The sequence below is a fragment of the Arachidicoccus sp. genome, assembly GCF_050436765.1.
In the GTDB taxonomy this organism is placed as follows: domain Bacteria; phylum Bacteroidota; class Bacteroidia; order Chitinophagales; family Chitinophagaceae; genus Arachidicoccus.
Window position 1 is genome coordinate 21,206 of sequence record NZ_JBNQGD010000098.1, and the last position, 7,226, is coordinate 28,431.

The following is a 7,226-nucleotide window of genomic DNA, read 5'->3' on the forward strand; positions in this document are numbered from 1 at the left end:
TTAGTTTTCGTGTACCATTTTGCAACTTAAGTAATACTGCCCTTCGATAAAGATAGGATTCAGCATATTAGCTATAGAAGCTGTTTTCACAATTTTTGATTGCCACTGTGTGGAAGGGTTGCATTTAAATTCATTGTTGCCGTCATGTAAAATAATGGGCATATTAAACCCTGCTACGCAGTTCGTATAACGATAATGAATGGTTTGATTATCTTCTGAAAAATATAATTCCAGAACAGGAATCTGCGTAGTTGTTAAATACTGCTGAAACACCCGGCTAAAATCTATTCCTGTAAAATGATTGATATAATCTTCTATCTGTTTGGATGTAACGGTTTGATGGTAAAATGTTTTGCAGATACCATGTAACAAGCCGCGAAAAGCCTTATCATTGTTGATCGCGTGACGAATATTGTTAATCATATTAGCGCCTTTGTAATACATGTCTTCACTGCCTTCATCATTTACTCCATATTGCCCAATAATCGGTTTGTCATTTGCAATATTTTGACGAATGCCATACACATAATCCTGTGCTTCTTTTTTACCCCAATAATATTCGACAAATAGGGATTCACAATAATTGGTAAAGCTTTCATGAATCCACATATCTGCAATGTCTTTCGAGGTAATGCTATTGCCAAACCACTCGTGTCCACTTTCGTGTACGACTATAAAATCAAATTTTAAACCGATGCCCGTATGTGACAGGTCGCGTCCTAAATAGCCGTTTTTAAAATGATTGCCATAAGCGATGGCACTTTGATGTTCCATACCTAAATGCGACGCTTCCACTAATTGATAACCATCTTCATAAAAAGGATAAGGGCCGTACCAATATTCCAATGCTTTAAGCATCTTGAATATTTCCGGCTCGCAATGGCTGCGCATCCTTTTTAAATCATAGTCTAAAGCCCACAAAGTTACGCTTAGCTTACCTTTTAGTCCATTGTATGTGGTGTCAATGGATTTATATTTCCCTATATAAGGAATGATGTCGTAATTATTGATGGGGTTTTTGACTGCCCATTTATAGCTTGCTAAATGATGGGGTAATTTTTTTCTCGCCACTAATCGACCATTGGAAACTACCGTTAACGTATCGGCTACAAGAGTGGTAAGGCTTGCCCCTAAATCGGGTTCATCCCCCTGGTAATCTTTGCAAGGATACCAAACTGAGGCTCCTAATCCTTGACAGGCCACAGTCATCCATGGGCGGCCGAGGGAATCTTTGGTCCAAATAAATCCTCCATCCCAGGGCGCGTGTACGGCTTCTCTGGGTGTACCGTGATAGTATATGGTTAGGGTGTTATTACTATTAATCTTTTGTTGAGGTACAGACACAAAAAATGCATTGTTATCTCGTTGAATGCCAGTTAACTTTTGTGTTCCGTTAAAATAAATGCTATCAATTTGCATTGGCTCTTGCAGGTCGATTTGCATTATGTTGGGATGATTTTGCGTAACAACTTTGTAAGTAATTTTATTATTCCCTTCTATGGTTTTGGTGGCATAGTTGGGTTGAAAGGTGATATCATATCGTTGTACATCCCACCAGATACGGTCTGGGCCCACACTGCCGCGGAGTGTGTCAGCGTGTGTAAATGTCCTTTTTTTACCGCTTAATAATTGTGCTTTGCACTGCGATACACAAAAAGCAACGGCTATTAATAAAATAAATGTCTTTTTCATGCTTTAAAACTACAATGTTTTGGATATTTGATTATGAAAATCTTTGAGAAATATTTTCTATTATTGCTAAGCATCTTTTATTTTTCTTCTTGTAAAAATGAGAAAAAAAATAACGGGCAGATATTTTATTACAATGAAACCAGAGGTATCGCTACACTTGATCCGGCGTTTGCAAAAAGTCAATCGGTAATTTGGCCTATCTCCCAGATGTATAATACATTGATTGCTTTAGATAGTAATTTGAATTTTATTCCCTCTCTTGCCAAAAGTTGGCAGATAAGTGCCAATCACCTGGTTTATACTTTTCATTTGCGCAACAACATCTTTTTCCAGGATAATGCTGCTTTTAACAATGGTAAAGGACGTCGTCTTATTGCGCAAGACGTGGTATATAGCCTTAACAGAATTTTAGATCCGGGAACAGCGAGCAGTGGAGCCTGGATATTTAACGATCGTATTGCGCCCAATGGTTTTAAAGCCCTGAATGACTCGACTTTTCAACTTACATTACGCAAGCCCTTTCATCCTATCTTAGGCATATTGAGCATGCAATACTCTTCGATTGTTCCCCATGAGGTGGTAGAAAAATATGGCAAAGACTTTGGTCGCCATCCGTGTGGTACAGGTCCTTTTCAGATGAAATTTTGGGCGGATGGACAAGTACTTGTTTTAGAGAAAAATCCACATTATTGGGAAACTGATAGCAAAGGTAGACACTTGCCATATTTGGACGCAGTCTGCATAAGTTTTATCAATAATAAAGCCAATGAATTTTTACAATTTAGACAAGGGAAATTAAGCTTTATCAATGACGTAGATCCTTCCTTTAAGGACGAGGTGATTACCAAAAGTGGTGTACTACGCAAGCAATGGAAGAATAAAATTATTTTGCAAAAACATGCTTATCTCAACACGGAATATTTGGGTATTTTAATGGATCAGCATAATGAACTGCTGAGAAATTCCCCTTTAAAAATAAAGGCTGTCCGCCAAGCAATCAACTATGCCATTGATAAAAAACTGTTGATGATGTATTTGCGAAATTCTATAGGGCTACCGGCTGATGCGGGTTTTGTGCCGGGAGGATTACCTTCACGTAATACTGATTCGGTAAAGGGCTATGTTTTTAATCAGTCAAAAGCATTAAAATTGTTAAGTGATGCAGGTTTTCCAGAAGGGAGGAATTTACCGGTTATTAAACTATTGACAAATCCCGATTATGCGGATGTCGCGATTTTTATCGCCAGACAGGAAAGCAATATAGGTATTCATATACAAGTAGAAGTTTTGCAAAAAAGTATGCTGTTACAACAAACGGCTCAATCGGAAGCTGCATTTTTTTTGGGAAGTTGGATTGCAGATTATCCGGACGCGGAAAATTATATGGCTGTTTTTTACAGCAAAAACCCTGCACCACCGAACTATACTAGGTACAACAATGCTGCCTTTGATGTATTGTACAACCAGTCATTAGAAGAGAATAATGATTCTATCCGTTATACTTTGTATCGAAAAATGGACCAGATGGTTATCGATGATGCACCTGTTGTACCTATTTTTTACGATGAAGTAATAAGACTTGTACAACCAAATATAAATGGCTTCCGCACAGATGCACTCAACTCTTTGAAGTTGAAAGGAGTCTATTTTTCAAAATAAAAATTATATTTACAGAGAGAATATTTAAGGAAAAATCTGATACTCAATCTTAAGCTCTTATATGTCTGGCGAATTATTATATCAAATAGCCTTGACGATGATTCCAAATATGGGAATTGTTTCTGCAAAAAAACTGATTGATTATTTCAAAGAAGCATCCCTGATTTTTGAGGCCTCCGAGAATGAATTATCGCAGACAGGTATTTCATTTAAACTGGCGGCGGAAATAAGAAAATTTAAAAACTTTTCTTTGGTAGAGAAGGAAATAGCCTTCATTGACAAATATAATATCAGACCTTTATTTTGTACTGACTGTACATTTCCCAGGCGTCTGTTAAATTGCTTCGATCCACCTGTATTATTGTATTTCTTGGGGAACTGCTCGCTCAACGATACGAAGATTGTGAGTGTTATCGGCACAAGAAATAATACGCTCTACGGTAAAAAAGTGGCGGAACAAATAATTGAAGAATTGGCGGCACAGAAGATTCTAATTGTTAGCGGTTTTGCTTATGGCATTAATTCTATTGTGCATCAGGCTGCCTTAAATAATGGATTAGAAACTATTGGAGTATTGGCAAATGGGCTGCAAACTATTTACCCTGCACAGAACAAACGGATGGCTGCAGAGATGGTTGCACAGGGAGGCCTACTCACCGAATTTACACAAGATACCAAGCCAGATAAACTTAATTTTCCAAGACGTAACAGGATTGTTGCAGGTATGACTGATGCTACCATTGTGATAGAATCCTCTAAAAAAGGTAGTAGCATGATTACGGCGGAGATTGCCGGCAGTTACGAGCGTGAAATATTTGCTGTACCCGGGAGAACAACCGATGAAAAGAGTTCAGGTAATAATTTCCTTATTCAATCAAATCGTGCGGCACTATTCACAGATACGCAACAATTTTTATATGCGATGAATTGGAATACGCAAAAGCAAAGGCAAGAACAGCATATTATTCGTTATGTAGACCTGGATCCCAACGAACAAACTATTGTTGACATACTACGTGACCATCATATTTTGCATATTGATGAATTGCAAGCGAAATCTGCACTAAATGAAAGTGATCTTGCCCAGGCAACATTAAAATTGGAATCGGCCAGTATTTTACTGGCGCTACCAAATAATATGTATCAACTAATTTAGTACACTTTGGCTTTAAAATCTGACCATAAATGTTTTTGGGTTCGATACTCCTTTTCCCTTGTTCGTCGCCATCTTTTACATGTGACTATAAAGGAATCATCAGAAATAGAAACTACTTTGTATCTCCCAGGTTTAGAATACAGTAATACTTCCTCTCCAACTTTACATGGAGAAAGTTCATCAGATTCAATGACATTATAAGCTTTATCCTTACGGAAAATTTCTTTTAATGAACGTATCATCTCGTTAAAATTTTTCGGCAGCAGAAATTTTGTTTTGGTTTTTCTCGCTAACAAAGATAGTAAGAAAATAGCTTTGCTTAAATTAAAATATCATTATTTCTTGTATTATACTTAATATATATATTAATATTTGTATATCTGGCCTCTGATGGCGTTTTTTTCTTTAATTAAATGCAAAGACTTAGAAAAAATTTGTAAATAAATTTTGCCGGTCTATCTTTGCATATGGCAACAAGAAATACTTCTACAAAGACGAACCCCAGTTCAACAAGATTTTACGGAATAGGATTAACCTTCGACGATGTGCTGCTTCAACCGGCATATAGTGAGGTTTTGCCTAAAGATGTAAATATCCAGACGCATCTAACTAAAGATGTAAAACTCAATATTCCAATGCTTTCGGCGGCTATGGATACTGTTACCGAAGCCAGTTTGGCAATAGCACTTGCACGCGAAGGCGGTGTGGGGATTTTACACAAAAATATGTCCATTGAAAAGCAGGCAGAACAAGTACGTAAAGTAAAAAGGAGTGAGAGTGGGTTGATACTCGACCCTGTTGTATTGCACGAAGACGCAACTATTGGAGATGCATTGCGATTGATGAGAGAGAATAAAATTGGCGGCATACCCATCGTTAATAAAGGCGGCAAATTGGTGGGCATTCTTACCAACAGGGATTTGCGTTTTGAAACCAACATGAAGCAAAAAGTTTCAGATGTGATGACGAAAGAAAATCTGGTTACGGCTCCGGAAGGAACGGATCTCAAAAAGGCTGAAAAAATATTCAGGCAACATATGATTGAGAAATTACCGGTGGTCGGTAAAACAGGTAATTTGATCGGATTGATTACTTATCGTGACATTCTGCAATTAAAGAATTTCCCAATGGCGGTGAAAGACGTTTATGGTCGCTTATTGGTAGGTGGTGCGTTAGGTATTACCAAAGATTTAAATGAAAGGGCGGAAGCGCTGCAAAATGTTGGTGTAGATGTGGTTGCGCTAGATAGTTCTCATGGGCACAGTCAAGGTGTCATTAATGCGCTGAAGCAGTTAAAGAAGAACTTCAAAAATTTACAAGTGATAGCCGGCAATGTGGCCACAGCTGCGGGTGCAAAAGCATTAGCTGATGCAGGTGCAGACGCAGTAAAAGTGGGTATTGGTCCTGGTTCGATCTGTACAACGCGCATTGTCGCAGGGGCCGGTGTACCGCAATTGTCAGCTATTATGGATGCTGCCCAGCAATTAAAACCAATGGGTATTCCTGTTATTGCCGACGGTGGTATTCGCTATACAGGCGATATGGTAAAGGCGTTGGCTGCGGGTGCGCAAGCAGTAATGATGGGTAGTGTATTTGCCGGGGTTGAAGAAAGTCCCGGTGAAACAATTATTTTTGAAGGCCGAAAGTTTAAACAATATCGCGGAATGGGCAGTATTGGTGCCATGCAGCAGGGTAGTGGCGATCGTTACTTTCAAGAAGGAGAAGCTGATACAAAGAAAATGGTTCCGGAAGGTATTGAGGGCCGCGTAGCTTTTAAAGGAAATTTGAGTGAAATCGTTGCACAATATGTAGGGGGGCTACGTGCAGGAATGGGACTTACCGGTTCTAAAGATTTAAAGGACCTACAACAAACCACTTTTGTGCAAATAACCAATGCAGGGATGAGTGAAAGCCACGCCCATGATGTATATATTACCAAAGAGGCGCCAAATTATAGTAGAAGATAGCATTTATGCGTGTATAGAGGCCCTGCAATTTCGGTGATTGCGGGGCTTTTTACTGATATGGTTGCTGTGATAAATTATTACAAATATGAACAATTCCTCAAAAGATAATCGGTCAAATAATTACATGCGCTATATCGGATTAGGTGTGCAATTGATGTCTGGCGTGGGGTTGGCTATATGGTTGGGGTATTGGCTCGATGAGAAGGTAAAATGGAAGATGCCGATATTTATATGGGTTTTACCATTAGTGATTTTGGTTTTTATGCTCGTAAAACTAGTGGAAGAGTTTTCAAAGAAAGAAAAAAAGTAAACAGGTATTTTAAATTTAATATTACTCAATAAAAGTTTTGGGCTCTATGGCGATTGGTGTGGGTAAAGGCATAAAATAGCACTGGCTTATATTTCCATGCAAGACTATTCCATTGCCGATATTCAATGCTTTGTAGAAACTAAATACAATCTATAGTTTAACATGATAGTGACAACCTGATAAAATCTAAAATGATAAACCAATATGGAAAGAGTACTTATTGCTGGCGCCACCGGCTATTTAGGAAAGTTTGTCGCGCAGGAATTTAAAAATCGACACTATTTCACCAGGGTTATTGCGCGTGATATAGATAAATTAAAAAAGGAAAATATCCAGATGAATGAGTTAGTGAAAGCCGAAGTTACTCAACTGGAAACTTTGCAAAATTGCTGCAAGGATATTGATATTGTCTTCTCCTCTGTCGGCATTACCAAACAAAAAG

Annotated in this window: 6 protein-coding genes; 5 read left to right on the plus strand and 1 reads right to left on the minus strand. The window is 38.3% G+C overall.

Going from position 1 to position 7,226, the window contains the following annotated elements; genetic code table 11:
• Complete coding sequence (locus tag ACQR30_RS04155; protein ID WP_429731684.1) at window positions 1–1,692, minus strand: M1 family metallopeptidase; 1,692 nt, start codon at window positions 1,690–1,692, stop codon at window positions 1–3.
• Window positions 1,693–1,725: 33 nt separating this feature from the next.
• On the opposite strand from ACQR30_RS04155, the gene ACQR30_RS04160 reads away from it, so the two are divergent.
• The 5 genes from ACQR30_RS04160 to ACQR30_RS04180 form a co-directional block, all read left to right on the plus strand.
• The gene (locus ACQR30_RS04160; protein ID WP_429731686.1) at window positions 1,726–3,351 is read left to right on the plus strand and encodes an ABC transporter substrate-binding protein; all 1,626 of its coding nucleotides are present in this window, start codon (window positions 1,726–1,728) and stop codon (window positions 3,349–3,351) included.
• Between the two features lie 61 nt (window positions 3,352–3,412).
• Window positions 3,413–4,507 carry a DNA-processing protein DprA gene (gene dprA, locus ACQR30_RS04165; RefSeq protein WP_429731689.1) on the plus strand — a complete coding sequence of 365 codons (1,095 nt, stop codon included), beginning with the start codon at window positions 3,413–3,415 and terminating at the stop codon, window positions 4,505–4,507.
• A 467-nt stretch (window positions 4,508–4,974) separates the two neighbouring features.
• Entirely contained in the window at window positions 4,975–6,474 is a 1,500-nt protein-coding gene (gene guaB, locus ACQR30_RS04170) for an IMP dehydrogenase (RefSeq protein ID WP_429731692.1), read from the plus strand.
• A gap of 85 nt (window positions 6,475–6,559) precedes the next feature.
• Window positions 6,560–6,784: an AtpZ/AtpI family protein gene (locus ACQR30_RS04175; protein ID WP_429731695.1), complete on the plus strand. Its 225-nt coding sequence runs from the start codon at window positions 6,560–6,562 to the stop codon at window positions 6,782–6,784.
• A gap of 204 nt (window positions 6,785–6,988) precedes the next feature.
• On the plus strand, window positions 6,989–7,226 hold a 238-nt coding region (locus tag ACQR30_RS04180), incomplete at its 3' end, for an NmrA family NAD(P)-binding protein (RefSeq protein ID WP_429731698.1).

Bases quoted from the DNA above. Each gene is read 5' to 3' on its own strand.
- ACQR30_RS04155 (WP_429731684.1), bottom strand. From the start codon at position 1,692: ATGAAAAAGACATTTATTTTATTAATAGCCGTTGCTTTTTGTGTATCG.
- ACQR30_RS04160 (WP_429731686.1), top strand. From the start codon at position 1,726: ATGAAAATCTTTGAGAAATATTTTCTATTATTGCTAAGCATCTTTTAT.
- dprA (WP_429731689.1), top strand. From the start codon at position 3,413: ATGTCTGGCGAATTATTATATCAAATAGCCTTGACGATGATTCCAAAT.
- guaB (WP_429731692.1), top strand. From the start codon at position 4,975: ATGGCAACAAGAAATACTTCTACAAAGACGAACCCCAGTTCAACAAGA.
- ACQR30_RS04175 (WP_429731695.1), top strand. From the start codon at position 6,560: ATGAACAATTCCTCAAAAGATAATCGGTCAAATAATTACATGCGCTAT.